This window comes from Duganella radicis (genome assembly GCF_009720825.1).
Classification (GTDB): domain Bacteria; phylum Pseudomonadota; class Gammaproteobacteria; order Burkholderiales; family Burkholderiaceae_D; genus Rugamonas; species Rugamonas radicis.
In genome coordinates this window covers 20,793-43,942 of sequence record NZ_WNKY01000008.1, presented here as the reverse complement: position 1 = coordinate 43,942, position 23,150 = coordinate 20,793, and the positions used below count along the sequence as shown (strand labels likewise).

17 protein-coding genes are annotated in these 23,150 nt (G+C 62.9%); 4 read left to right on the top strand and 13 right to left on the bottom strand.

What is annotated here, in order from left to right; all coding sequences use genetic code 11:
• Positions 1-35: 35 nt before the first annotated feature.
• The 5 genes from GM676_RS09870 to GM676_RS09850 form a co-directional block, all read right to left on the bottom strand.
• Positions 36-896, bottom strand: coding sequence for a FecR family protein (locus GM676_RS09870; RefSeq protein ID WP_155463370.1), 861 nt, complete (start codon positions 894-896; stop codon positions 36-38).
• The gene (locus GM676_RS31805) at positions 865-6,075 is read right to left on the bottom strand and encodes a two-partner secretion domain-containing protein (protein ID WP_211923202.1); all 5,211 of its coding nucleotides are present in this window, start codon (positions 6,073-6,075) and stop codon (positions 865-867) included. The genes GM676_RS09870 and GM676_RS31805 overlap by 32 nt, the downstream gene beginning before the upstream one ends.
• A gap of 16 nt (positions 6,076-6,091) precedes the next feature.
• The gene (locus tag GM676_RS09860; protein WP_155463369.1) at positions 6,092-7,672 is read right to left on the bottom strand and encodes a ShlB/FhaC/HecB family hemolysin secretion/activation protein; all 1,581 of its coding nucleotides are present in this window, start codon (positions 7,670-7,672) and stop codon (positions 6,092-6,094) included.
• 253 nt (positions 7,673-7,925) lie between these two features.
• Positions 7,926-10,205, bottom strand: coding sequence for a CHASE2 domain-containing protein (locus tag GM676_RS09855; protein ID WP_155463368.1), 2,280 nt, complete (start codon positions 10,203-10,205; stop codon positions 7,926-7,928).
• Complete coding sequence (locus GM676_RS09850; protein WP_155463367.1) at positions 10,205-11,821, bottom strand: HD domain-containing phosphohydrolase; 1,617 nt, start codon at positions 11,819-11,821, stop codon at positions 10,205-10,207. The genes GM676_RS09855 and GM676_RS09850 overlap by 1 nt, the downstream gene beginning before the upstream one ends.
• 211 nt (positions 11,822-12,032) lie before the next feature.
• Between GM676_RS09850 and GM676_RS09845 the strand changes: the two genes are divergently transcribed.
• The 3 genes from GM676_RS09845 (at position 12,033) to GM676_RS09835 (ending at position 15,945) form a co-directional block, all read left to right on the top strand.
• Entirely contained in the window at positions 12,033-12,929 is an 897-nt protein-coding gene (locus tag GM676_RS09845) for an MBL fold metallo-hydrolase (protein WP_155463366.1), read from the top strand.
• Between the two features lie 10 nt (positions 12,930-12,939).
• A complete protein-coding gene (locus GM676_RS09840) occupies positions 12,940-15,252 on the top strand; it encodes a GspE/PulE family protein (protein ID WP_155463365.1) in 2,313 nt (770 codons plus the stop codon).
• 63 nt (positions 15,253-15,315) lie between these two features.
• Complete coding sequence (locus GM676_RS09835; protein ID WP_155463364.1) at positions 15,316-15,945, top strand: nucleotidyltransferase domain-containing protein; 630 nt, start codon at positions 15,316-15,318, stop codon at positions 15,943-15,945.
• Here GM676_RS09835 and GM676_RS09830 read toward each other — a convergent pair.
• A complete protein-coding gene (locus GM676_RS09830; protein ID WP_170304273.1) occupies positions 15,926-16,483 on the bottom strand; it encodes a hypothetical protein in 558 nt (185 codons plus the stop codon). The genes GM676_RS09835 and GM676_RS09830 overlap by 20 nt on opposite strands.
• 80 nt (positions 16,484-16,563) lie before the next feature.
• Positions 16,564-17,043: a GNAT family N-acetyltransferase gene (locus GM676_RS09825; RefSeq protein WP_155463363.1), complete on the bottom strand. Its 480-nt coding sequence runs from the start codon at positions 17,041-17,043 to the stop codon at positions 16,564-16,566.
• 102 nt (positions 17,044-17,145) lie between these two features.
• On the opposite strand from GM676_RS09825, the gene GM676_RS09820 reads away from it, so the two are divergent.
• Positions 17,146-17,829 carry a GNAT family N-acetyltransferase gene (locus GM676_RS09820; RefSeq protein ID WP_155463362.1) on the top strand — a complete coding sequence of 228 codons (684 nt, stop codon included), beginning with the start codon at positions 17,146-17,148 and terminating at the stop codon, positions 17,827-17,829.
• 405 nt (positions 17,830-18,234) lie between these two features.
• On the opposite strand, the gene GM676_RS09815 is transcribed toward GM676_RS09820, so the two are convergent.
• The 6 genes from GM676_RS09815 to GM676_RS09790 all read right to left on the bottom strand — a co-directional run bounded on the left by GM676_RS09815 (position 18,235) and on the right by GM676_RS09790 (position 23,122).
• Positions 18,235-19,086 carry a metallophosphoesterase gene (locus GM676_RS09815; RefSeq protein WP_155463361.1) on the bottom strand — a complete coding sequence of 284 codons (852 nt, stop codon included), beginning with the start codon at positions 19,084-19,086 and terminating at the stop codon, positions 18,235-18,237.
• A 60-nt stretch (positions 19,087-19,146) separates the two neighbouring features.
• Entirely contained in the window at positions 19,147-19,533 is a 387-nt protein-coding gene (locus GM676_RS09810; protein ID WP_155463360.1) for a hypothetical protein, read from the bottom strand.
• Positions 19,534-19,600: 67 nt separating this feature from the next.
• A complete protein-coding gene (locus GM676_RS09805) occupies positions 19,601-19,987 on the bottom strand; it encodes an ORF6N domain-containing protein (protein ID WP_371866176.1) in 387 nt (128 codons plus the stop codon).
• Between the two features lie 29 nt (positions 19,988-20,016).
• Positions 20,017-21,030: an inorganic phosphate transporter gene (locus GM676_RS09800; RefSeq protein WP_155463358.1), complete on the bottom strand. Its 1,014-nt coding sequence runs from the start codon at positions 21,028-21,030 to the stop codon at positions 20,017-20,019.
• A gap of 18 nt (positions 21,031-21,048) precedes the next feature.
• Positions 21,049-21,675, bottom strand: a complete 627-nt coding sequence (locus GM676_RS09795) for a DUF47 domain-containing protein (protein ID WP_155463357.1) — start codon at positions 21,673-21,675, stop codon at positions 21,049-21,051.
• Positions 21,676-21,736: 61 nt separating this feature from the next.
• Positions 21,737-23,122: a replicative DNA helicase gene (locus tag GM676_RS09790; RefSeq protein ID WP_155463356.1), complete on the bottom strand. Its 1,386-nt coding sequence runs from the start codon at positions 23,120-23,122 to the stop codon at positions 21,737-21,739.
• Positions 23,123-23,150: the final 28 nt, after the last annotated feature.

Here is a 23,150-nt window from a genome sequence, read left to right as displayed (position 1 = left end):
ATCAAGTATCCCACGGTTGGAAGGTCAAGGTTTTTTTAACGAACTTCACAGTCCACGTTGTTCGACTTGGCGGGAGCACTGCTGGTGCCCGGCTGCGGCGTCGACGTGTTGAAGATCGGCGGCGGGTTGAACTTGAGACCCGGATTCTGCGGGATGATAATCGGCGGTGTCTGGAAGTTAGGCGTAAAACCGAACTGGCCCGCATTGAATACCAAGCTGCCGCCCTGGTTGCTCAGGTTGATGATGCCGTCGATCACCTGCACGTACAAGCCCGGCGCCATGGTCGGCAGGATCGGCACCGGTCCCTGCGCCGGCACCGGCCCCTGCGCCAGCATCAGCGGCTGCACCGGCAGCGCGTCGCCCAGCGCGGCGGTGCTGGCCATCAGCCAGGCCTGACGGGCGGCGGCGGCCTGCGCCACCGCTTGCGGCGACGGCTCGACCCATTCGGCAATGAAGGTGGTGCCGCGGATGCCAATGGTGGCGGTCGGCGTCTTCATCGCGAACTTTTCCTTGTTGCGCTTGCCCAGCAGGCCGGTCACCGAGCGCAACCCGCCCTTGACCAGGTTGAACGAGGCGTTGTCGCCGTCCGGCTTGCCGGCGTCGAAGGAGAAGTTCTCCACTTTGAAGGTGGTCGACGGCTTGAGCGTGATCTCGCTGTTGTCGATGAACTTGACCATGGCGTAGGTGTTCTTTTCCGTCACCAGCGTGTCGCCGCTCTCCACCTCGGACTTCATGGAGAGAATGCGCACCGCGCCATCGGCCTTCTTGGCCAGCAAGGGGCCACTCAGCTGGATGATGGTGCCCGCCACCTGGGCGGCCCAGCTGACGCCGGCCGTCCAGAACAGCGCCATCAGCACCAGCGCTTTAATTACAGTAGAGTTTTTTAACTTGATCATTTTTGGTTCCGGTCTTTTCCTTGGATGCGTCAGCCGTCTTGTCGCTTGTTTTCTGATCCTCCGGCGTGCTGGAGTTGGCCGTGCCTCCCGAGGACGAGCCGCCACTGGTCGGGCTGGTGGTCGACGTGCTGTCAGCAGCCGGGGTGGTCGAGGCCAGGGTTTTGATCACTTCGGTCGAGGCCTGCTGCACCGGCTTGACCGGCTCCGAAGCCGTCGGCGGCGACAACACCTGGCACAGCGCCGAATTCGGCGCGATGGTGCAAATGTCGGCCGATGGCGCCGGGGTCGGAACTGGCGTCGGAGTTGGCGTCGGTGCCGGAGTTGGCGTCGGCACCGGGGTAGGCGTCGGCGTAGGTTCCGGCGTTGGCGTTGGTACCGGCGTCGGGGTGGGTACCGGCGTTGGCGTTGGTTCGGGCGTCGGCGTCGGTACCGGTGTTGGCGTTGGTTCCGGCGTCGGCGTTGGTACAGGCGTTGGCGTTGGTTCCGGCGTCGGTGTTGGCACCGGTGTTGGTGTTGGCGTTGGCGTCGGAGTAGGCGTCGGGGTAGGCGTCGGGGTAGGTGTCGGCGCTGGCGTCGGCGCAGGGACCAAGGTTGGCGATACCGGGCTACCCGAGGCGGTCACAGTGCCGCCGAGATTGGTGTAGCCGGTAGCAGTCATGCTCACACTGCCGCTGGTCGAGCTGACGCTGGCGCCGCTGCCAATGGTGATGATGTTATCGGTGCCGTAGCCAGTGCCGGCCGCCAGCGTGATGCTGCCGGAATCGGAAATCACCGTGCCGTTGATCACCAGCGGGCTGTGAGTTTGCAGCGTGATGCCGCCACTTCTGGTTTCCACCATGCCAGCGATGGTCATGCCACCGATGTTATCGATGGTGATGGCGCCGCCGTTGCCGGCGCCGGCCTGCTTCACATCGTTCACCGTCAGGACCGAGGCATGCGCGGTGTTATTGGTATTGGCGATATTGATCGGCGCGCTGCCGCTGCTGGCGACATTGGTCACCTGCAGTTGCGACACCTTGGTCGACAGCGGCAAGCTGGCCGTGCCGACGCCATCGGTCGCATTGATGAATAACGAGTTGGCCGTCAGCGTGCCGCCCGTCACCGAGCCGCTGCCCGTCACCAGCGACGCCACGCCAAAGGCCGCGTTACCGTTGGTGCTGACGCCGTCGATGTTGTACAGCGCGTCCGTGCCAGCGGCACCGCCGGTCAGTCTGGCGATGGCCAGCGCGCCCGAGTTGGCGAAGGTGATGTTGCCGCTGCCGGTCTGCGCCACCGCCAGGTTGCTGACGTTGTTGCCAGACTGGTTGAGAATGATGGAACCGGCCGTTTCAATACCCAGGTCCCGCACGCTCAACAAGTTGTTTTGCGTAATGCTGCCCGTGGTGTTCAGCAGGCCGATGCGGGTGGTGGCGGCATTGATGTCATCCACGTCCGTCCCGACGCCGGCGATGCTCTCCACCACGATATTGCCCACGCTGAGCGCACTATCGGTGGAGCCCAGGCCCAACGTCGGCGCCACCACGTGCCACAGGTTTTGCACCGCCATGCAACCGGTGCTGCAACCCGAGCCGCCACCGATCTGCATGCTGTAGCCGGAGCTGTACGGGTGGATGCTGGCCACCGTGGCCGTGATATCGCTGTTCAGCGCCAGCGTATTGGCGCCGATCTCGAACAAGCCGGCCGAGCTGGCCGCGTTGATCGTCACGAGATTGCCTTCCAGCGTCACACGCTGGGATTTGCCGTCGATGGCGTGCGCCACCGTGAGGGTGGGCGCCGCAATGTCCAGTTGGCCGCCGCTGAGGGAACCGGTCAGGGTGATGGCGTCCACCGTCAGCGCGGTGCTGTTCTTGAAGGTCAGCGAACCCACGCTGGTGGCGCTCAGGGCGCCAATCTGGTTGGTTTCGCCCAGGATGCTCACCGCGCCTGGCGTAGTCACGCTCATCGCGCTGGCGCTCAGGATGCCGGAACCGGACGACTGGGTGATATTGCCGCCGCCGCTCAGCGCCAGCGTGGTGGCGGCGCTGATGTTGTTCAGCGCGACATTGCCGGCCGCGTTGTAGGTGAAGCTGCCATTGGCCGTGCTGCCGCCCACCGAGCCGGCCAGGTTGGCGCCGGTCAGGCTAACGCTGTTGCCGGCGTTGGCGGTCAGGTTGCCGGCCGTGATCGCGCCGGTGCCGACGACGTTGCTGCCGCTCAGGAGAACGCTCTGTGTCTTGCCATCGAGCGCGCCGGACACCGTGATGTCGCCGCCGGCCGCCACATTGATGGTGCCGTCGCCATAGCTGCCGCTCAGGGTGATGGCATTGAGTGTCATGCCGTCGGTGTTCTTGACCACCAGCGAACCGACGCTGGTGGCCGCCAGCGCATCGATATGGTTGGTGATGCCCACCAGGCTGGCCTTACCAGGAGTGGTCAGGGTCAGCAGCGGTGTCTCGATGGCGGCGCCGGGGTCTTGGGTGATGTCGCCGCCGGCCTTCAGGCTCATGCCGCTGTCGCCGCTCAGGTTGTCGTTGATGTCGAGCTTGCCGCCGGACGTCAGGTTCAGGTTGCCCTTGGCGGTGATGGTGTCGGTGACCTCCATGTCGCCCGCCGTGGTGAACTCAAACACGCCGCCGCTGGCGTGGCCGCTGACGCCGGTCACCGTGCTATTGCCGGTCAGCGACACCGAGCTGGCGGACGCGGTCAGGTTGCCGGCCGTGATCGCGCCGGCGCCGCTGATGGTGCCGCCCATGGCGCTGAGGTTCAGCTCGCTTTGCACCTTGAGCGCGCTGTTGATGGCGATCGCGCCGCCATACAGGTTCAACTGACCAACGGGGCTGCCGCTGCTCAGGTCGACCGCGCCGTCCACCGACAGCGTGCCCGCGTAGCCTTCGGCGCCTCCGATGCTGAGGAAGCCCGATCGCAGGTTCTTCAGCTCCGCCTCCGTCAGGCTGAGCTTGCCGGTGGTTTCCGCGCCCAGGCTGATGCCGACGCCGCTGCCATAGGCATTGACCGAAATGCCTTCCGCGCCGACCTCGGCGGCGATATCCATCTTGTTGGCGGTCAGCGAGACGCTGGTGGTGCCGGACAAGTTGAAGCCGGTGGCGGTGCTCAGGGTGCCGCTGCCGTCCACGCTGACATACAGGTAGGGCGCGCCCTCCAGGGTCTTGCTGAGGGTGATGTCCTGGCCGCTTTCCAGCAGCACGTTGCGAATACCGCTCAAGCTGATGTCGCCGGCGGTGGTGATGCTGCCGACGCCGCTGTGGCCGATGATCAGGCTGCCGGCCGAGACCGATTGCAGGCCGGCCGCGCTCAAGCCCAGCTTGCCGCTGTCGCTGCCGCCGAGGACGATGTCGCGACCGCTGGTGTAGGTGGCGAACGACACCGAATCGCTGCCATCGGAAGCGCCGCTGCCGATGGTGGCGCTGGCGCCGTTCAGGTTCATATTGTCAGCGATGAAGGACAGCGTGCCGCCGCCGCCGCCGGTGGTGGAGACCTTGCTGTTGGCGCCCAGCGTGATGTAGCCGTTGGCCACATTGGCGCGCGCGTCCAGGCTGCCGCCAGCCAGCTGGACGATGCCGTTGTTGGTGACGTAGCTGCCGCTCAGGTTGAGGTTGGCGCCGCCGGTGTCGATCATGGCGCTCGAGCCGCCGGAGGCAATCGTCACGCCACCCAAGCCAGTGGCGCTGCCGCTGGCGGCGTCGTTGGCGCTCAGCGTGATGTTGCCCAGCATTCCGATGGCCGCATTGACCTTGATGTCGTTACCGGCTTGCGCCGTCAGGCCGATGCCGGCGTTGGTGTTACCGATGGCGCTGCTGAAGGTGATGTCGTGCTTGGCTTGCAGCACCACGCTGTTGACCGACTCCGAAATCAGGTCGGCGCCGACGCTGCTGGTGCCGTCGGCGGAGGTGGAGGTGCCGAACACCTTGACATCATCGAGCGAGCCGCCGCGGCCGGACACCACTTCGATATCCCATGGGTCCAGCAGCCAGGTGCCGGTACGCCCCTTGGCGGCGCTGGTGCTGACGCGCGCGCCGTCCAGGTTGAGATAGTGGCCCGAGGTTTCGATCAGGCCGCCATTGCCGCCGCTGGCGCCGCCGCGTGCCGACAGGGTGCCGTGCATGCGGGTGGCGTCCTCGCTCCAGATCACCACCGTGCCGCCATTGCCGTTGCCGCCGGCGTCGGCGCGGATCGCCGCGTCCTTGTCGACATAGGTGTACAGCGCGTTCTGGATGGCCGCGTTCTTGCCCTGGTAGTCGCCGCCGACCAGCACCTTGCCGCCGCCGGCTTCACCGCTGGCGTCAACCACGGCATTGCCCATCACGCCGACCTGCTGCCCCAGCAGCACGATATCGCCACCGGTGTTGAGGTTGCCGCCGGTGGCGGTGGTCTGGCTGCCCGCCTCCACCAGCGTGGTGCCGCTGGCCTTGAGCACGATCTTGCCGTTCTCGCCGCGCACCGCGCTGTTGGCGTTGATCACGCCACGCTGATTGACCAGCGCGCCAAACACGCCCACGCGGCCGCCCTGCGCCACGATCTGGCCCAGATTGACGGCCTGGTCGGACGGCGCCGACACCACCACCTGCACATTCGGATCGCTGGAGTCGAACAGCTGCACGCTCTTGCCGGCCGCCAGCACCACATCGCCGTTCGGCGACGAAATCACGCCGCTGTTTTCCACCGCCGGCGCGATCAGGAAGATCTGGCCGCCGGACGGCGTGGTGATGGTGCCCTGGTTGCTGACCTTGCCCGCATTGGCGGCGCCGTCGAAGTTGTTCTTGCCGGCCAGGAAATCGGCGTTGGAGATATTCAGGCTGGAGGCCACCAGGCCGTTGACGTCCACGCGCGAACCGGCGCCGAAGATCACGCCGTTCGGGTTAATCAGGAACACCTTGCCGTTCGATTGCAGCGAGCCGAGGATCTGGCTCGGGTCCTGGCCGGTGATGCGGTTCAGCACCTTGCTGTCGGCGTTCTGCTGGATGAAGCGGGTGATCTCGCCCGGTCCGATCGAGAAGCTGCGCCAGTCGATGATGGTGTTGGGTGTGTTGGTGATCGAGTACAGGCTGCCTTGCTGATTGAAGGTAGCCATGCCGTGCACCACGGTTGGCGCCACCGGATTGGCTTGCGCGCTGCCAAACGCGGCGGCCACCACCACGGCCAGCACCTTGCGGCGCAATTTATAGGAGGTATGCGGTTTCATATGGGGTCTTCTTCAATCAGTAAGCCAGGCCGAGGCGCAGGTGCAGGCGGTTGGCGCCATCGCGGGTGGTGGCGCCGGCCTTGGTGACATGGCCGTAATCCAGTTGCAGGTTGACATTGGTCGACAGCACGAAGCGGGCGCCGACACCGGCGCTGGCGATGGACGTACTGCTCAGTTCGCTCGGCAGAGCCTTGTTGCGACGGATGTAGGCGCTGTCGTAGAAGCCCAGCAGGCGGCAATTCCAGCCGGCGCGCGAGCACAGGTTGGGCGTGTAGGCTTCGAGGTTGGCGCTCAGCCCGGAATCGTTGGAGATTTCACGCTCAATGAAGCCGCGTACCGAGGTGGCGCCGCCGGCGCCGAACTGCTCGCCGGGGATCAGCGCATCCGGGCTGTACTGGCCGTTGACGATGGCGCGCAGCTGCCATTCGTTGCTCAGCGCGCGGGTGACGCTGCCGCCCACGCGCAGGATGGTGTAGTTGGCCTTGGCGCCGGTGCGCACCGCGAAGGCCTCCTGGCCGCCGTTGGAGCCGCCCGAGATATTGCGCAGCAGGGTGATCTGCCCGCCCATCTCGCCCAGCTTGATCGGCGTGCTGGCCTGGTAGCTGATGCTGACCGGGTGCACCGTGACATTGTTGCCCAGCTCGGTGCCGGACAGCACCACGCTGTTCTTGAAGGCCTTGATGTCGACGCCGTAGGACAGGTGCGATTCCAGCTCGCCGCGTTTTTCCAGCGCCTGGTTGTAGCGGGCGCCGTACACCGCGCCCTTGCCGCTGACGGCCAGGTTGAAGGCGCCGGCGGTGATGGTGCCGGAGTCGACATTGGAATAGCTGGCGTAGAAGTCCAGCGAGTCGCCGCTGGCGTACAGCGGAATGTGGTAGCCGGCGCCGTACACTTTCACCCGGCCCGGTTCCTCGGCCGAGGTGGTGTATTGCAGCGACGCCAAGTGGTCGCGGCCGAACAGGTTGGCGTTTTGCAGGATCACGCCGACGTGGGTCTTGCCGGTGGCCTCGGTACCGGTGTTGTCGACATTGGCCATCAGCTTCCACGGCGATTCATCCACGACATCCAGCACGGCGTCGACTTCATCATCCTTCTCGCCGCTTTGCAGCTTCATGGTCACCTGCTTGGCCGGATTGTCGTTACCCTGCTTGAGGTTGGCCGACACGGCTTTCAGGTTGGGCGACTGGCCTTCCTGCAAGGCCGGCAGGCTGCGGCGGATATTGGCTTCGTCGAAATACTTGTTGTTCTTGACCGTCACCCGGCCGACTTTGGTTTCCACCACGCGCAGCAGCACCACGCCGCCATTCAGCTCCTGTTCCGGCAATTCAATCGTGACGACATTAAAGCCGCGTTGATGGTAAGCTGCCTCCAGCGCTTCCAGAGCGCGCTGCACATCGCCAAAGTCGCGCTGCTTGCCGCTGTAGCCGGCCAGCACGGTATCGATCTGCGCCTGCGGCAGCAACGTGTTACCCTTGACTTCAAACCGGGAAATTTCAAATCGGATGGCGCCGTCGTCAGGCACCTCCGCGCCCCATGCCGAGGCAACGGCAGCGGCGAGAACGGAGCCTGCAAGCAGGCGCGTTAAGCTGTTTGTCATGTTATGGACTCTGGTGATCTTGGCGTTTTGTTATTTTACAATAACAATCTTTCCCCGATGCTAGCATAGCCACCCCTCCCGCTGAGCGCGATCTTGCCCGGGTGGCCGCAAGTGTTGGATTTCTGCGGCACCAAATAATGTAGCCCACAGGAAATCAATATTCCCTAAGTTTAATCCTATTTAATCAATTCGCCACCTGATTTTGCTGAAACTGTGGCTACGTTATTTTTGCATCAAAATTGCCTCATCGACATTATTTCGTTTCAAAGGTGGTGACGCCATCCCAACCCTCGCCCGGCGGATGCTCACGGAAGTAGGCGATGCGCTCAACGTACAGTTCATACAGTCCGCGTTGCGGCGACAGCGCCCGCAATTCGGCGACGATGGCCGAAGCCTCGTCCCAGCGCTGCGCGCGCACGGCGGCCAGCGCCTCGTGCCAGCGCTGCACTTCGCGCCGGGTGGCATCGTCGGTCTCCTGCGCCAGCGCGATCGGCTCGAAGATGGCGACCGGCTCGTTCTTGCCCTTGACCCGCACCAGGTCGAGCTCGCGGTAGGTGAATTCCGGCGCGGCGGCGCGCGTGCTCTCGCCCACCGCGATGCCGACGCCATACACCTTGGTGATGCCTTCCAGCCGCGAGCCCAGGTTGACCGCGTCGCCCATCACCGTGTAGGCGCGACGGATGTTGGAGCCCATGTCGCCCACGTGCATCAGGCCGGAGTTGAGGCCAATGCCGATTTTCAGCTCCGGCCAGCCGCGCGCGATGAAGTCCTGGTTGAGGCGTTTGGCGCTGGCCTGCATCAGCAGCGAGGTGGCGACGCCGCGGCTGGCGTGATCGTCAAACGCCACCGGCGCGCCCCAGAACGCCATCACGGCGTCGCCGATGTACTTGTCCAGCGTGCCCTGGTGGCTGCTGCGGATGTCTTCCGACATGGCCGTCAGGTAGAGGTTGATGTATTCGCGCAGCTGCTTCGGCGTCAGGCCTTCGGAAATGGTGGTGAAGCCGCGCACGTCGACGAACATCACGGTCAGCTCGCGGCTTTCGCCGTCCATGTTGTACTGATCGGGATCTTCCGACATCTGCTCCACCAGCTCCGGCGCCACGTATTCGCCAAAGCGCGACACCAGCCCGCGGTTGCGCCGCACCTCGCCGAAGTAGCCCCACACCACGTTCATCACGAACAGGCTGAAGATCACCAGCACCAGCATGGCCAGGTTAAAGATCAGGTCTTCCTCGCTGTACTGGTAGTAATTCAAGCCGACCGCCGCCGCCAGCACCGCCACGCCCAGCAGGCTGGCCCGGATCGGCGACAGCGCCGCCAGCGCAAAGCTCAGCGCCAGGCCGAGCACCAGAATCTCGCCGGCCTCGGCCACGAAGGCCCAGTACGGCCGCGACTTGAAGCGGTTGTCGAGGATGGACTTGATCAGGTTGGCGTGGATTTCCACGCCCGGATATTCAGGATTGACCGGCGTGGCCCGCAAGTCGACCAGCCCCGGCGCCGTGGTGCCGATCAGCACCACCGTGCCGTTCAACAGCTCGGCCGGCGCGCGCCCGGTCAACACATCGGCCGCCGACACGTAGCGGAAGGAACCGCCCTGCGGACCGCCACGGCCGCGATACTGCACCACCGTGCTCATCGCCTCGCCCACCGGGATCACGCGCTGCTTGCGGCCCGGCAGCAGGATGGTCAGGGCATCGTAGCCACCGCTGTCGAGCTGGTTCTGCGACAGCTGGTCGGCCGTCTCCGTCATCAGCGGCTTGACCGCCAGCGCCTTCAGGTACAGCGAGGCCGTGGCCAGCGACAGCGAGGGATAGTAATTGTCGCCAACCTGCTGGATCAGATAGGCGCTGCGGACGATGCCGTCGGGATCGGTCACCACCGAGAAACTGCCGGCGCCGGCCGCCGCCTGCGTCAGCACCGACACATTGGCTTCAAAGCCGGGCGCGTTGTAGGCCAGCAGTTCGCGCCCGTTCAGGTCGGCCTCGGAAAACAGCGGCTTGGGCAGCGCGCCCTTGATCTGGTCCGGCGACAGGTTGAAGCCGAGGATCACCGGCTTGCCTTGCAGCGCGCCGGCAAACACGCCGTCGTAGTCCATCATCGGCTTGAGTTCCTCCAGCCGCTGGCGCAGCACCGGCACGTCCTTCAGCTCGGTTTGGGAGAGTTTTTCCAGCACGTTGTAGCCGGACGACGTGTCCGGCTCGGGAAAGGAAATATCGTAGCCGACCGCCGCCACCTTGTAGTGATCGACCAGCTGCGAGATCAGGCTGGCCTGGACGTTCCGGCTCCACGGGAAGCGGCCGAACTCGGTCAGCGATTTGCCGTCGATGTCGACAATCACAATGCGCTTGTCCAGCGTCGGCGCTTCCAGCTTCATGCGCTCGCCGGCCCACAGATTGTCCAGCCGGGCGATGGTGTCGTTGCCGAACAGCGCCAGCGAATAGGCCACGCCGATCGCCGTGATCAGCATGCCCAGCAGCCAGCGTTTCCAGTATTTGGAGAGGGTCTTGGTGAATTTGGCGGGCAGCAGGCGCATCAGGGCGTGTAGCCTGGAATCTTGGCTTCGTCGATGAAGTCGATCTGCTTCTCGTCCATGTTCTTATGGGCGAATTCCATGTAAATCTTGTTGCGGATGAAAATATCGAACAAGTCCGGATCGATGTGACCGTTAAGCGAGAAGTTGCCGAGGATGCGCAACGACTCGGACAGCATCTTGCCCTTCTTGTACGGGCGGTCCTTGGCGGTCAGCGCCTCGAAGATGTCGGCGATCGCCATCACCCGCGCCTGCACCGACATCTGCTCCTTGGTCAGGCCGCGCGGATAGCCCTTGCCGTCCATGCGCTCGTGGTGGCCGCCGGCGAACTCCGGCACGTTCTTCAAGTGCTTGGGCCATGGCAGCGCCTCCAGCATCTTGATGCTCATGACGATGTGGTTGTTGATTTCCTTGCGCTCGGCGTCGGTCAGGGTGCCGAACTTGATGGTCAGGTTCATCAGTTCGTCGTCGTCGAGGAAGGCGCGCTCGGCGCCGTCCGGGCCGGTCCAGCGGCGCTGGCCGATGCCACGCACGCGCTCCTGGTCTTCCGGCTTCATGCCCTCGCCGCCGACGTTGGCGCCCCGGATGAAATCGCGCTCGGCGCGCAGCGTGGCCTGCTGCGCCGCCAGCTCCTGGTCGATGGCGGCGTGGTCCGAGCCCGCTTCCAGCTTGCGCCGGAGGGCGGCGATCTCGGCGTCGCGCAGCAGCACCTCGAAGCGGGTGTCGATCAGGGCAATGCGGTCGAAGATGGTTTCCAGCTTGGTGGCCTTGTCCACCACGTGCACCGGGGTGGTGATCTTGCCGCAGTCGTGCAGCAGGCCGGCCAGCCACAGTTCCTTGCGGTCGGCGTCGGTCATGCGGAAATCGGCCAGCGGGCCGGTCTCGGTGTGGTGCACGGCTTCGGCCAGCATCATGGTCAGCTCGGGCACGAACTGGCAATGGCGGCCGGTGTATGGCGATTTTTCATCGATGCCGATGTTGATCAGGTTGACCAGCGACTCCAGCAGCTCCTCCAACTGGAAGATCAGACGCTGGTGGGTCAGCGCCACCGCCGCCTGCGCCGCCAGCGCTTCGATGAAACGCTGGTCGGTCTGACTGAAGGCGCAGATCCCGCCGGTGGCCGGGTCCTTGGCGTTAATCAGTTGCAGCACGCCCACCAGTTCGCCTTCGTGGTCGCTCATCGGCACCGTCAGGATGGATTGCGAATGGTAGCCGCGCAACTGGTCGAACTTGACCATGCCGGAGAAGTTGAACACATCGGCCTTGTACACATCCTCGATATTGACCGACAGGCGGAAATGGGCGGCGTAGGCCGCCACCGCCGACAGGTTCTTCTCGCCCTGGTCATCGTACAGCGGCACGCCGCCGGACACCGGCACGCCGCTGGAGCCGCCCTGGTGGATATTCAGCGTATCGTTGAGCAGGATGTGGAAATTCAGCTGCCGCATGTCCTCGCCGGGGCGATACAGCGTGCCGCCGTCGGCATTGGTCATGCCTTTGGCCACCAACAGTATGCGTTCCAGCAACGAGTCGGTATCGTGATTGCTGCCCAGCTGGACACTGAGCTCGGTCAGCTGGTCCAGGCGCGCAGCGATTTGGCTTTGATTCAACTCTTGCATGGTTGTTATTTTTGACAACGTTTTGGACGGGCGCAGTGGCGCGCAACTTGCAAGCGCAGTTCCAGAGTGTAGCTCCAGCGCAAGCTGTTGTACATCGGGAAATTGGCGATGCGACGAATTTACATCGGCTTTTTGCCTCTTCCGGAAAAAAAAAGCTATTATCGAAGGCAACAAATTAACAACAATAAGAGCGGCTATCAGGGATACACGTATGAAATTTAAATTTTGGGGAGTCCGTGGTTCCATACCCTCCCCCGGCCCGCGCACGGCGCGGTATGGCGGCAACACCACCTGCATCGAAGTTCGTACCGACAACGACACCCTGATCGTCATCGACGGCGGCACCGGCCTGTTCGCGCTGGCGCAAGCGCTGATTCAAAATAAAACCCGGCCCATCCACGCCAACATCTTCATCACCCACAGCCACTGGGACCACATCCACGGCCTGCCCTTCTTCACCCCGCTGTTCATCCGCGACAGCCGGGTGCGCCTGCATGGCGTGACCGATCCGGTCACCGGCAACGGCATCGAGCACGTGATGGGCGTGCAGCTGCAAAACAGCTACTTCCCGGTCAGCGAAACCCAGATGGACGCCACCATCGAATACCAGACGCTGGACATCGGCCAGCCCATCGCGGTGGGCGACGCCACCGTCGGCAACGTGGTGATGAACCACCCCGTGACCGACCTTGGCTACCGCATCGATTGCAACGGCCGCTCGCTGTTCTTCACCGGCGACCACGAGCCGCACTACAACATCCATCCTGCCGGCCATCCCGAGCATGCCGCCTACGAGCAGTGGATGGCCGAGCGCAACGCCGCCATCGATGCCACCGTGCGAGGCGTGGATGCGCTGATCGTCGACTGCTCCTACACGCGCGAAGAATATCCGGCCAAGCAGGGCTGGGGCCACGGCACCTTCGACTCCGCGCTCTCGCTGGCGCTGCGCACCGGCGTCAAGGCGCTATACTGCACCCATCACGAACCGACCCGCAGCGACGACGAGCTGGAAGCCGTCTTCGCCGAAGTGATGGCGCGCCACGCCCCGCTGCTGGGTGAACTGAAAGTATTCCTCGCATACGAAGGCATGGAAGTCCAACTCAACTAGCGGAGCGATCATGAATGACGCCGGTACACGTCCTCGCGATGTCGATCTCAGGCTGGCGTTTTTCCAGAAGCTGCAAACCGTCACCACCAAAATCCACGCCACCAGCAACCTCGACGAGATCATGCTCGACCTGGGCATGGAATTCTGCGACCTGTTCAACTGCGACCGCTTCACGCTGTACGCGATGGACAAGGAAAAGGACTACATCGTCTCCAAGGTCAAGACCGGCCTGACCTCGTTTCGCGACCTGAAGCTGGCCATCACCCCGGCCAGCATCGCCGGGTACGTGGCGCTGACGCGCAAAACCGTCAACATCGCCGACGTCTACGACCAGGCCGAGCTGGCGCGCTACTCGCCCGAGCTGCGTTTCCAGCAGGGCGTCGACCAGCGCACCGGCTACCGCACCAGGCAAATGCTGGTGGCGCCGCTGATCGCGGTACAGTCGCGCGAGCTGCTGGGGGTGGTCCAGTTCATCAACAACCGCGACCGCGTGCCCTTCTCCCGCATCGCCGAGGACGGCGTCAAGGACTTGTGCGAAACCCTGTCGGTGGCCTTCTCGCAGCGCATGAAGCCACCGCAGATGGTACGCACCAAGTACGACGGCCTGGTGACGGAGGCGGTGATCTCGGCGCAGGAACTGGAAGCGGCCACGCGCAGCGCGCGCGCCAGGGAGGTCGACATCGAGGACGTGCTGATCGATGAATACGAGATCAAGCCGGCCACCCTCGGCGTCTCGCTGGAGAAACATTTCGGCGTGCCGTACGAGCACTTCCGCGCCGATCGCCTGAAGCCGGTGGAGCTGCTGAAAAACCTCAAGCGCCAGTATGTGGAGGAATCCGGCTGGCTGCCGCTGGAAGACGGCAAGGAAGGTTTGCTGGTGGTGGCGCTGGACCCGGAGCGGGTGGCGCATACCCACATCGTCGAACAAATCTTCCCGCGCGCCAAGCCGGTGTACCGCGTGACGTCGCAGCGCGAATTCCGCCAGATGATGGAACTGTTCTTTGGCGCGGGCGACAACGCCAGCGTGGGCGACCTGCTGTCCGGCATGGACGACGCCTACGACGAGGATGGCGAAGGCTCGGCCGAGGTATCGGAGGCGGTGGAAAACGAGCTGGTCAAACTGCTCAACAAGATCATCACGGATGCCTACCGCCAAGGCGTGTCGGACATCCACATCGAACCGCTGCCGGGCAAGGGCAAGACCGGTATCCGCTTCCGCAAGGATGGTTCGCTGGTGCCGTATATCGAGATACCGGCCAGCTACCGCGCGGCGCTGGTGGCGCGCGTGAAAATCATGTGCGACCTCGACATCTCCGAGCGCCGCAAGCCGCAGGACGGCAAAATCAAATTCAAGAAATACGGTCCGCTGGATATCGAACTGCGGGTGGCGACCATCCCGTCCTCGGGCGGCGTGGAAGACATCGTCATGCGTATCCTGGCGGCGGGCGAGCCGATCCCGCTCGACAAGCTGGGCGTGCTGCCGTTCAACCTGGAGCGATTGCGCGAGACGGTGAGCAAGCCCTACGGCCTGTTCTTCGTCTGCGGCCCGACCGGTTCCGGCAAGACCACCACCCTGCACTCCGTGCTCAACTTCCTGAACACGCCGGACACCAAAATCTGGACCGCCGAAGACCCGGTGGAGATCACGCAGAAAGGCCTGCGGCAAGTGCAGGTCAACCGCAAAGCCGGGCTGGACTTCGCCACCGTGATGCGCGCCTTCCTGCGCGCCGATCCGGACATCATCATGGTCGGCGAAATGCGCGACAAGGAAACCGTCAGCATGGGCATCGAAGCCTCGCTGACCGGGCACCTGGTATTCTCGACGCTGCACACCAACAGCGCGCCGGAATCCATCGTGCGGCTGCTGGACATGGGCATGGACCCGTTCAACTTCTCCGACGCGCTGCTGGGCATCCTGGCGCAACGGCTGGCCAAGCGCCTGTGCGGCAAATGCAAGCAAGCCTACGAACCGTCGGCCGAGGAACTGGACGCCCTGCTGGGCGAATACTGCGAAGACCTGCTGGACAAATCCACGGTGCTGGCCCGCTGGCGTCAGCAATACGCCAAGGACGGCAAGTTCACGCTGTACCGCGCTGTCGGCTGCGACGAATGCAACAAAGGCTACAAAGGCCGCGTCGGCCTGCACGAACTGATGCTCGGCACCGACAAAGTCAAAAAGCTACTACAGGAACACGCACGGGTGGCTCAACTGCTGGCTGCGGCACTGGAAGACGGCATGCTGACGCTGAAAATGGACGGTATCGAAAAAGTCCTCCTCGGCATCACCGACATCAAAATGGTGCGCGCGGTTTGCATCAAGTGAGGCGCTGTACATTCAACAGCATCCGCTGTACTATCAACAGCACCGTTGATAGCAGGGGAAACGATGAACTCAGCGATGTTTGCCGAACTCTTTGGCGGCGCCGCCCGCTTCCGGGCTTTGCGCTGCCTGTTCGAACAGCCGGGGCGTACCTTCGGCCTGCGTGAGCTTGCCAACGAAGCCCAAGTGGATTCAGGCAACTTGAGCCGATGGCTACAGCGCTGGTCCGCACTGGGCCTGGTAACAACAGCGGAAAAAGCAGGCTATCGGGCCTCACCTGATCCCGCACTCCAGCCATTGGTGCAGCTATTCCAGCAATCCAGCGAGATAGTGACCGCGCTAAAACAATTATTCGCAGAGCTACCGAATGTGGAATCCGCTGTCCTATTTGGCTCAGTGGCCCGCCAGCAGGAAAGCGCGCATAGCGACGTCGACATTCTCATCATCGGAGATACTTCCGAAATAAGGATTAATGCACTGCTGAGGCCTTTGGAACGACAATTTGAACGCGCTTTTAATGCGTCCGTTTTCTCCAGATCAATGATCAAGCAATTGCAGAATCAGGGAAACGAGTTCGTTGCTACACTGCTTGACGGCCCCCTCCTCCTCTTGAAAGGAGATCCGCATGGTCTTGCCCCTGGCCGTCCTACGAAACAATGGTTCGCTCGGCACCACGCTACACTGCTCCAGCCGTAAGGTAAGAACTGCTAAAAAGGCCAGGCATAGACAAGGTCCTCTTCGGCATCACCGACATCAAAATGGTGCGCGCGGTTTGCATCAAGTGACCGCGCGGCTTGCGGCGACGGTCGGCCAGCAGGCGCAAGCGCGCAAGGCCGGCCTTCAGATTGTAGGAGCGGCCGGCCAGCATGGCGTTCAGCAATTGCGTCGCCATCGCCAACGCCGGCGCGCCGGCTACCGAGGGCAGCACCAGCCGATAGCGTCCCGGCATGTTCGGCACCACGCCGACGAAGCCAATCGCGACCTCATTCAAGGCCAGGCGGCGCAACTCGATCGCGGTCTGCTGCACCAGCTCCACCACGGGCGGCACGGCGTCGGCGCGCTTGCCGACCACGCCACGCAAACGACGCAGGCCGGGCAAGACGTTGTACAGGCGCTTTTGCAGCTTCTCGCTGGCCTCGGGCGTGACCGGTTCCAGCTCAAGAATACTCAATAAGCACGGTTGGGTGGAATAGCGGTTGCCGCTTTCCAGATAGCGTTGATCGATGATTTTCATGCGCTACATTGTGCCGCTGGCACCGCCCGCACGTAAGCAGCGTCCGTCGCGACGGCGTGTAAGAACATGCTTACATCCGCTTAAGCCGGTTCCAGCAGGGATGGCAACTGTTTCTCGAAGCACACCGCAAGCGGATTGCCGATGTATTTGCCATAGTTGGCGATGCGGGAGTAACCACGCGCCTCGTAAAAATCGACGGCGCGGCGGTTGACCAGTCGGGTTTCCAGCCAGATAGCCTGATATCCCATCGCCACCGCCTCCTCCTCCAGATAGCGCAACACCGCGCTGCCGACGCCGCTGGTGCCGTGACGCGCATACATGCGCTTGATTTCCGCCACGCCGGGTTCGAGCGGACGCAACGCGCCACAGCCGAGCGCCGCGCCACTGCGATTGCGCGCCACCACAAAACAGGCCATGGGGCCGCGTACATCCTCGACATCGAACGAAGCCCTGCCGCCATCGCCGGTAATTGCCTCCAGCGCCGTCGACAGCTCATCCATCAAAGCGACCGAATCGGCCGCGCCGGGATCTTCCTCTGCAAGTTGGATCTCATACGCCATGCCCCGCCCTCCCGAATAGCAGAGCTCATTGTAAATCAAGCACTGTGCATCTAACGAGTTACATGTCGCCTTCACAGGTCTAAAATGATCAACGGAGGACATGTGCGTAAAACACGTCTATTGCGGAGAGATGTTGTGGTAAGTTTTGCCGGGAAAGTAACCATTCAGTATGCGGCGGGGACAAACCCGCCTATCGTCGACGGCTGCAACATCTCAGATTGGATCTGGAAGCTTGCGGGAGCATTTGATGGTTCTACGATTTTCGTCAAGAGGAGGAAAACCCGCACTGTCTTTGGTGTTGTCGATGCTCTTGTCTTGGAAGTTGACGCTCCAGAAATACTTGAGCGTCGTATGGAACGAAAGATACTTGAGCGCCAAGATCAAGACGGCTCTGTAACCATCATTGACAATGTTGCATTTTATATAAAGAAAGAATATCGCGGCCAAGGGATCGCAAGCTACTCTTTGCTTACGGAAGCATTGGCTGCGAACGAACTTGGATTTGCGATGATTGTTGCTACAGCTGCAAATGATCCTGCAGTGGGGTGGAAAGTGTGGCCTAAGCTAGGGTATGACGCAGAGATACCTGATGACATCCTTGCGAAGATGATGCCTGACCTCTTGCTGGATGGGCGGTTTGACTTGAACCAACCAATGCGCATTTCCACGCTTTTGGATGGTGGTCGCTACGATCTTTGGGAGCGTGATGGAAGTGGGTGTATCATGGAGTTTGACGTGAGCGATTTAGACAGTTGGTCGATGACACGTCTTATCGCTAAAGTGTGAAGCAGGAGGGATAAAATGAGACGAATTTCAGTAGGAGGCCAATTTTTGGCGCCGGCCTCTGGCCGAGCTATCCGTGAAATGATGCGTGTGGATGCGGAGGCAATCGCTGCTGAGCGTCGGGAGGCGTCTGAACGTCAACAACCCTCAACACCCCAAAACACGCTGGAACGCCCGAGTGCTCAAGTTCGCATATACGCGCCGCATATTCAAGCTTTCTTGGCTCAGCGCAAGAAGAAAGCGGAGCCAAGTTTTTGACTACCAGGGCGCGAGCCCCTCGAATTGCCCCTCACTCCAAGTCCTCGAAACGCAGAGGTCGGTCGTAAAGCCCTTGAACCAATATGCTTTAAGCCCCTCGTGAGGAATACCTCGGCGTAGGCAGGCTCAATGATTTCAGAGCGCAGGTAGCTATTGCAACGTGCAGATCACCAACTCCGGGTCGGCGTTGATGCGGACGGGGATGCCGCTGCAACCGACGCCGCGACTGACGATGAGGTCGCCATTGCCGGGGACGGGGAAGCGGGCGTAATAGTAGGGACGGGACAGCGGACCTCGCGGCATCACCAGCGGTGTGCCGTCCGGTAAGGCGATCTGGCCGCCGTGGGTGTGGCCGGCGAAGCCGATGTCGTAGCGGTGGCCGTTCAGCAGCAGCAGGCCGTCCGGGGCGTGCACCAGCAGGATGCGGGTCTCAGCGGCGTTGGCAAAGGCGGCGTCGACATCCGTCTCGCCGGTCCACGGGTCGTCCATGCCGCAGATGGAGACGCTGTCGAACGGCGCAGGCAGCGTAACCGCGCGGTTGACCAGCATGGCCACCCCGGCCTCGCCAAACAGGCGGGCGATTTCCTGGTCGTCGGTGGACAGGTCGTGGTTGCCGAACACGGCGAATTTGCCCAGCGGCGGCCGGCACGCCGCCAGCCCCGGGCACAGCAAGGCGGCGTTGCGCGCCGGGCCGGTGACGTAGTCGCCGCCCAGCAGCAGCACGTCGGGCTGCTCTTCGGCGATTTCGGCGAACAGGTCGGCGAAGATGCCCGGATGGGTCGGACGGCCGGCGTGGAAGTCGGAGGCGAAGCCGATTTTCAGCGGTCGCGGCAGGCGGCGTTCGGCCGGCAGTGTGACGCTGTAGCGGGTGACGCCCATGCGGCCATGCAGTCCGCAGTGGTAGCTCAGCGCGCTCACGATCCCGCCCAGCATGGCCACATCCAGCATGGCCTGGATGCCAAGGCGGAGTCGGGAGTAGCGTTTGCTGCGGTGAGGAGGCATGTCGATCTGGGCTGGTTTAAAACGGACCCGGGATGATAGCGCATCCTGGCGCCGTGTGCGCTATAAAGCGGCGTCCGCCAGCAGCGACGGCCGCAATGCGCGCATGCGCACTTCGCTGAAGTAGCCGCCGCCTTCGGTGTAGCGCAGGTAGTGGCGGCCGCATTGCACGCAGCGCACGAGGTGGCTGCGATTGCTGGGGAAGTAGCGTGGGGCGATGGGGGCGTCTTCACTGTCGTAGCGGGTGCCGTGGGGGTGGTATTCGGCAAAGGTCGGCTCGGTGTATGGATCCTCCACCAGCGTGGCCACTTCCTCGAACTGGTCCAGCTCCAGCGTCAGGGGCACGGCGCGCCATGCCAGCAATGCGGCATCGTGGCAACTACACGGTACAGCCACCGCAGCCGACCGCTCGGCCAACTGCTTCAAACCCGCAAAATCAATCGCCATCATCCGCCGCTCATCAAAAGAATTCGATTCTACTGCAATCCAAATCCACTGGCCGCCGAGTGACTCAACATTATTTATCCGGTTGCTCAGATATCACGAATCCTATTGGTCGTTTCACGGGTGATGGCGGGCTGGCGGTAAGTTGGCGAATGGCGGCAATTACTTGTGCAAGTTGCTGCGCAAGAGAATCATGTCTCGCAGATAAATTGACCGTCTGGAGCTCCAGCTCCGACAATTTCTTCGCCAACTCCAGGTTATTGGCCAGCAGGCTGCGCATTTGAACAAAAGCGCGCACCACGTACAGCGATGTCTCAATTGCTCTGGCTGACTTTAGAACCGTCGCAGCCATGATGGCGCCATGCTCAGTAAAAGCCAGCGGCCTTGAACGTCTCCCACCCCAACTTGAAGTCGCAAAATGCGACCTCAAGTTTTCGAGCTCTTCGACGTCAGCAAACATAAAAAAAGGGAGCCGCGGCTCCCTTGGTGTTACATGATGTGGTGCCCTATCCACCAGGCGATCGCAGCGACGAAGGCCGAGGCCGGGATGGTGAAGATCCACGCCCACACGATGTTGCCCGCCACGCCCCAGCGCACCGCCGACATTTTCTGCGACGAGCCCACGCCGACGATCGCGCCGGTGATGGTGTGGGTGGTCGACACCGGCACGCCCAGCGCGGTCGCGGTGAACAGGGTGATGGCGCCGCCGGTCTCGGCGCAGAAGCCGCCCACCGGTTTCAGCTTGGTGATTTTCTGGCCCATGGTTTTCACGATGCGCCAGCCGCCAAACAGGGTACCGAACGAGATCGCGGTGTAGCACGAGACGATCACCCACAGCGGCGGCTCGGTGGCGCCGGCGGTCGAGTAGCCGGCCGCGATCAGCAGCATCCAGATGATGCCGATGGTTTTCTGCGCGTCGTTGCCGCCGTGGCCCAGGCTGTACGACGCGGCCGACAGCAGTTGCAGGCGGCGGAACCAGCGGTCCACCCGGCGCGGCGTCGAGCGCACGAAGATCCACGACACCAGCAGCATCATCAGCGAGCCGAACACGAAGCCCAGCAGCGGCGACAGCACGATGAACAGCACGGTCTTGATCAGGCCGGCCGAGATCAGCGCGCCGGTGCCGCTCTTGGCCACCGCCGCGCCCACCAGGCCGCCGATCAGCGCGTGCGAGGACGACGACGGGATGCCGTAGTACCAGGTGAAGATATTCCACACGATGGCGCCCACCAGCGCGCCAAAGATGACGTACTGGTCGACCACGCCCGGGTCGATGGTGCCCTTGCCCACCGTGGCCGCCACGGTCAGCTGGTGGAACACGAAGATGGCGACGAAGTTGAACAGGGCCGCCATGGCGACGGCGGTCTGCGGCTTGAGCACGCCGGTCGAGACCACCGTGGCGATCGCGTTGGCGGCGTCGTGGAAGCCGTTCATGAAGTCAAATATCAGCGCCAGGGCGATCAGCATGCCCAGCACATAGATACTGATTTGTAGGGTTTGCATGGGTACTCGTCTTTGTAATTATGCGTTTTCGACGATGATGCCTTCGATGATGTTGGCCACATCTTCGCAACGGTCGGTCACGGTCTCCAGGATTTCGTAGATGGCCTTCATCTTGATCAGGTTGCGCACGTCCGGTTCGTCGCGGAACAGCTTGGACATGGCGGCGCGCATCACGTGGTCGGCGTCCGATTCCAGGCGGTCGATCTCTTCGCAGATGGAGACGATCTGGCGCGAGTTGTCCATGTTGTGCAGCATGGCCACCGCTTCCTTGAGCTTCTCGGTGCAGGCCAGCACCAGCTCGGCCAGGCGCTTGGCTTCCGGCGTCACCGAGTGCAGGTCGTACAGCGACACGGTCTGGGCCGCGTCCTCCAGCAGGTCGAGGATGTCGTCCTGGCGGGTGATCAGCTTGTGGATGTCGTCGCGGTCGATCGGCGTGATGAAGGTCTTGTGCAGCATGTCGACCGTCTGGTAGGTGATCTTGTCGGCTTGCTTCTCGATGCTCTCGATCGCGTGCACGCGATTTTCCAGGTCATCGAAATTGGACATCAGGCCCACCATTTCTTTCGCGCCTTTGACGCACAGCTCGGCGTGCTGATTAAACAGGTCAAAGAATTTGCCCTCGGTGGGCATCAAGCGTCCAAACATTGTTTTCTCCGTTTTATTACTACTGCTAAGCGCCAGCCCGGGGTGCGGGCCGGCGTGAGGATTAGTCGCCCTGATAGATGGACAGGTTACCGACGTAATTGCCAAACTTGGTGTACTGGCCGATCCAGGTCAGACGCACCGCGCCGATCGGGCCGTTACGCTGCTTACCGATGATGATCTCGGCCGTTCCCTTATCGGGCGAGTCGGCGTTGTAGACCTCGTCGCGATACAGGAAGATGATGACGTCCGCGTCCTGCTCGATAGCGCCGGATTCGCGCAGGTCGGACATGACGGGACGTTTGTTGGGGCGTTGCTCCAGCGAGCGGTTCAGCTGCGACAGCGCGATCACCGGGCAGCCCAGCTCCTTGGCCAGGCCCTTGAGCGAACGCGAGATCTCCGAGATCTCGGAGGCGCGGTTGTCGCCGGCCTTGGAACCCTGCATCAGTTGCAGGTAGTCGACGATGATCAGGCCGAGCTTGCCACACTGGCGCGCCAGGCGGCGCGCGCGGGCGCGCATCTCGATCGGGTTCAGCGCCGGGGTTTCGTCGATGAAGACCTGGGCGTCGTTCATCTTCTGGATGGCGTGCGTCAGGCGCGGCCAGTCCTCGTCGTTCAGGCGGCCGGTGCGCAGGCGGTGCTGGTCCAGCTGGCCCACCGAGCCCAGCATACGCATGGCCAGCTGGGCGCCGCCCATCTCCATCGAGAAGATCGCCACCGGCAGGCCGGCCTCGATGGCGACGTTTTCGCCGATGTTGACCGAGAACGCGGTCTTGCCCATCGACGGCCGGCCGGCCACGATCACCAGGTCGCCCGGTTGCAGGCCCGAGGTCATGCGGTCGAGGTCGATGAAGCCGGTCGGCACGCCGGTGATCTCGGACTGGTTCTCGCGCGAGTACAGCTCGTCGATGCGCTCCACCACCTGGGTCAGCAGCGGCTGCACCGCCAGCCAGCCGGCGGCGCCACGCGCGCCCTGCTCGGCGATGGCGAAGATGCGCGACTCGGCCTCGTCCAGGATTTCCTTGGTTTCCTTGCCCTGCGGACTGAACGCCTGGCCGGAGATGTCGTCGGCCACGGTGATCAGCTGACGCAGCACCGAGCGGTCGCGCACGATCTCGGCGTAGCGGCGGATATTGGCGGCCGACGGCGTGTTCTGCGCCATGGCGTTCAGGTAGGCCAGGCCACCGACGTCCTCGGCCTTGCCCAGCTGGGTCAGGTTCTCGAAGACGGTGATGACGTCGGCCGGCTTGGAGCCGTTAATCATGCGCACGATCTGTTCGAAGATGATGCGGTGATCGTAACGGTAAAAGTCTTCCGGCTGCATCATGTCGGCGATGCGGTCGAACGACGCGTTATCGCGCAGCAGGCCGCCAATGACGGACTGTTCTGCTTCGATGGAATGCGGCGGGACGCGGAGCGACTCGACTTGCGGATCGGAGGGGGCGTTCATGGCGCGAATTATACCTGCTTGCTTGTGC

Coding starts and splice junctions, on each gene's coding strand:
- GM676_RS09870 (WP_155463370.1), bottom strand. CDS start 896: ATGATCAAGTTAAAAAACTCTACTGTAATTAAAGCGCTGGTGCTGATG.
- GM676_RS31805 (WP_211923202.1), bottom strand. CDS start 6,075: ATGAAACCGCATACCTCCTATAAATTGCGCCGCAAGGTGCTGGCCGTG.
- GM676_RS09860 (WP_155463369.1), bottom strand. CDS start 7,672: ATGACAAACAGCTTAACGCGCCTGCTTGCAGGCTCCGTTCTCGCCGCT.
- GM676_RS09855 (WP_155463368.1), bottom strand. CDS start 10,205: ATGCGCCTGCTGCCCGCCAAATTCACCAAGACCCTCTCCAAATACTGG.
- GM676_RS09850 (WP_155463367.1), bottom strand. CDS start 11,821: ATGCAAGAGTTGAATCAAAGCCAAATCGCTGCGCGCCTGGACCAGCTG.
- GM676_RS09845 (WP_155463366.1), top strand. CDS start 12,033: ATGAAATTTAAATTTTGGGGAGTCCGTGGTTCCATACCCTCCCCCGGC.
- GM676_RS09840 (WP_155463365.1), top strand. CDS start 12,940: ATGAATGACGCCGGTACACGTCCTCGCGATGTCGATCTCAGGCTGGCG.
- GM676_RS09835 (WP_155463364.1), top strand. CDS start 15,316: ATGAACTCAGCGATGTTTGCCGAACTCTTTGGCGGCGCCGCCCGCTTC.
- GM676_RS09830 (WP_170304273.1), bottom strand. CDS start 16,483: ATGAAAATCATCGATCAACGCTATCTGGAAAGCGGCAACCGCTATTCC.
- GM676_RS09825 (WP_155463363.1), bottom strand. CDS start 17,043: ATGGCGTATGAGATCCAACTTGCAGAGGAAGATCCCGGCGCGGCCGAT.
- GM676_RS09815 (WP_155463361.1), bottom strand. CDS start 19,086: ATGCCTCCTCACCGCAGCAAACGCTACTCCCGACTCCGCCTTGGCATC.
- GM676_RS09810 (WP_155463360.1), bottom strand. CDS start 19,533: ATGATGGCGATTGATTTTGCGGGTTTGAAGCAGTTGGCCGAGCGGTCG.
- GM676_RS09805 (WP_371866176.1), bottom strand. CDS start 19,987: ATGTTTGCTGACGTCGAAGAGCTCGAAAACTTGAGGTCGCATTTTGCG.
- GM676_RS09800 (WP_155463358.1), bottom strand. CDS start 21,030: ATGCAAACCCTACAAATCAGTATCTATGTGCTGGGCATGCTGATCGCC.
- GM676_RS09795 (WP_155463357.1), bottom strand. CDS start 21,675: ATGTTTGGACGCTTGATGCCCACCGAGGGCAAATTCTTTGACCTGTTT.
- GM676_RS09790 (WP_155463356.1), bottom strand. CDS start 23,122: ATGAACGCCCCCTCCGATCCGCAAGTCGAGTCGCTCCGCGTCCCGCCG.